Annotated in this window: 2 protein-coding genes; both read right to left on the bottom strand. The window is 75.8% G+C overall.

All coding sequences use genetic code 11. The features are described 5' to 3' along the window. The coding region (locus B9S58_RS04085) for a PucR family transcriptional regulator ligand-binding domain-containing protein (RefSeq protein ID WP_181009181.1) at positions 1–563 on the bottom strand (563 nt) is incomplete at its 3' end. Between the two features lie 368 nt (positions 564–931). Further along, the coding region (locus B9S58_RS04080; protein WP_374935654.1) for an ATP/GTP-binding protein at positions 932–3,196 on the bottom strand (2,265 nt) is incomplete at its 5' end.

Below are 3,196 nucleotides of genomic sequence, written 5' to 3'. Positions count from 1 at the left end.
CGGGCGGCCCAGTCGGGGGCGGCGGCGAGGACCGCGCCGGAGGTGTCGTACAGGGCGGCCCAGCCGTCGATGTGGGCGGCGAGCCGGGCGAGGAGACCGGCGGGCCCGTCCCCGGCGAGCGCGGCCCTGGTCAGCTCGCGCTGGGCCTCGAAGCCGGCGGTGACCGCGCGGTACTGGTCGGCGGCGATGGCGGCGGAGACGGCCTTGCTGATGGCGAGGAACGGGGTGCGGCGGGGGACTTCGAGGAGCGGCAGCCCGGCCTCCTCGGCGGCGTCCACGAGGGCCGCCGGGATGTCCTCGTAGTTCACGCCGACCCCGAATCCGACCCCGGCGACCCCGGCTCCGGCCAGCCGCCGCACGTACCGCCGCATGGCCTCGGCGTTCTCGGCGTCGAGGTTGGTGGCGGTCACGAGGAGGAGTTCACCGCCGTCCATGTACGGGACGGGGTCGGCGAGCTCGCTGGCGTGGGCCCAGCGCACGGGCGTGTCGAGCCGGGCCACGCCCGCACGCACGGTGAGCTTGAGTGCCGAGTGCTGGACGAGCGAGGCGAGCGTGGGGGGCATGGGCCGGGAACCCTCAAGGTCGGGGACGAGGTCGCGGCGCCAGCGAGCGGAGGGCCGGGTCGCCGGCCTGGTCGATGGCACCGATTTCGCCGTCCCGTATGAACGGCTTCCTCCGATTCTGCCAGGGCGGCAGGGTGCCGGTGACCGCTCCCGGCCGACCGTCGCGCTAGACCCACCGGCAATTGGTGGGGTGGGAGAAGGAGCGGGGCTGGGTGCGTGCAGCTGCAAGGCGGAGGATCGAGTCAACGCGGATGGGGCCTCCCCTGCTCGAGCGAAGCCGAGAGCTGCCGAGAGCTTGGGGGAGTGCGTGCCCGGCCCAGCGACGCCGCCCCCCAATCGCCGGTGGGTCTTACTTCCCGGTAGGTGGCTCAGCCGTCGAGGTGGACGAGGAGAGGGGGTGCGTGTTCGCCCTGGACGGTGGCCAACCGGATGACCGCGTGGCCCGCCGGGACGGCGTACGCCAGCTCCGAGGCCGACCAGCGCTCCCGCTCGACCTGCCGTACGGTCACCGCGTCCGTGGTCACGGCCTTGCCGGTGACGAGTTTGCGCAGGGCGTGCAGGGCGCGGGTGAACGGCTGGTCGGCGAAGACGGTGTGCTGGGCGACCTCGCGGGTCTCGACCCATTCCTTGCCCCAGGCCTCGGCGAAACGCTTGCCGTCCCAGGTGGTGATGCCGGAGAAGGCCGCCGTGCAGCCGACCGCGCCGAGCAGCGGGGTGTGCAGGGCTTCGGGGACGTCGTCGACGGTCCGCAGGGCGAGCACCGCCCCGGCGTTGACCGAGCGCAGCCGGCGGATGCCGCGGACGGTCTCGGCGGTCACGGCGTGGGTGGCGTCGTCCAGGACGAGGCAGGCGAAGAGGGTGGTGTCGGTGCGGGCGGCGGTGATCGCGGTGAACTGGGCGAGGAGCAGCCGGGTGAGCAGCCGGGACGCCTCCGCGTGGCCGCGCTCCGGCAGGTCGACACGGACCCGCAGCGGGTGCTGGCCGAGCGCGCGCAGCGAGAACGGGCGGGCGTCCGGGCCGGTGGCGAAGAACCCGGTGAACGCCGGCCGGTCGAGCAGGGCGACCCGGTCGGCGAGGGCCGGTGCGGGGTCGCCGGGGCCGCCCGCCTGCCGGGACCGGGCGTCCAGCTCGCGGAGCATCGTGTGGTGGCCGGCGGCTTCGAGACAGGAGCGGAGCCCGGCGAGTGCGGCCGGCATGCCGTCGAGGAGTTCGCGCAGTTCGGGCACGGAGGGGAAGTGCCCGTGGGCGGCGTGGTACGGGCCGAGCAGCTGGGCGAGGACGGTGGCGGCGCGGCGGCTGTCGAGGCTGCCGACATCGCCGACGAGCCCTTCGGCGAGGACGGCTGCCGCCTCGTCGGGGTCGGTGGTGCCGCCGTACAGGTCGATGTCGTGGGCGGAGCCGGGGTGGCCGATGCGGACGACGACGTCGAAGGCGTCGTCCGGCCCGAGCGGCGCGCCCGCCCCGCCGACGGCGAGGACCGCGGCCTGTCCGGCCAGCGCGCGCAGCGCGAGGGCCTCGACGACCGGCCGGACCAGCCGGGCGGACTTCCCCGCGCCGGGCGGTCCGACCGCGAGCAGTGAGGTGCCCAGCAGCGCGGGTTCCAGGGCGAGGCCCGTGCCCCGGCGGACGTAGGGGTTGTGCGGGTCGTCCGCGCACCGGCCGATCCTGACCTGGCCGGTGAGCACGTCGTGGCGGGCGGTGCGCCGGGGCAGGTCGCGGTGGCCGGAGGGGTGCAGGGCGGCGGCGCCCCCGGTCCGCAGTACGGCCTCCGCGAAGGGGGCGAGCCGGTCGGGCCGCCGGGTGGCGAGCGTCCAAGCGTGGCGCAGCCGGGCCACGTCCACGTCGTTCATCCGGCCGGTGCGGACCTCGGCGGTGAGGGTGTCCGCGGCGTCGGTCCAGCCCGCGGCGCGCAGCTCGGGCCACTGGTCGGCGGAGGTCGTGGTGGCGGGGGCCGTGCCGACGTCCGGCGCCGGGGCGCCGCTCCCCCGGCGGGCGGCGATCAGTTCGCGCCAGCGGCCGAGCCGGGCGAAGGGCCAGAGGACGGCGGCGGCGATCAGCGCGTAGATCACGTTGACGACGGTCTGGCTCTGGTAGATCTCGCCGCCCGCGACGGAGGCGACCAGGACCAGGACCGGGCGGACGACCGGAAGCGTCTCCTTCCAGACGAGCAGCTGGGCCAGGCCCGCCGCGCCGGCTGTCGCGAGGGCGAGGAAGGGCTGCCCCCGGTCCGCGACATGGCGGCGGAACAGCTCGGACCAGTTGCCGATCCGGCCGCAGCCGTAGGCCAGCAGCCCGAACAGGATCGCCTCGTACACCGTGAGGGCGTCGCTGCCCTCGATGGTGCGCGGGCCGCCGGACGTTCCCGGGTTCCACCACTCCCCCGGGGTGAAGAGCTTCAGCGGGACGAGGCGGTAGGGGAGGTAGCCGTTGCGCCACAGCGACCACAGCAGCAGCGCGGAGAGCAGCGAGATCAGGGCGCCGACCAGCAGCGACCGGTCGGACACGCGCTCGGACGCCTCGGGCGGGGGCGGGGTGTACCCGTACCGCCAGACGCCCGGTTCCTGGGGCGGGCGGGCTGTGCGCAGCCAGGCGTCGAGCGGGGCCCCGGTGGGCGGCTGCACGACGGACGGGGG

The sequence above is a fragment of the Streptomyces sp. SM11 genome (genome assembly GCF_002910905.1).
Classification (GTDB): domain Bacteria; phylum Actinomycetota; class Actinomycetes; order Streptomycetales; family Streptomycetaceae; genus Streptomyces.
Note: the sequence above shows the minus strand (reverse complement) of the source record. Positions and strands in the feature narration are given on the sequence as shown.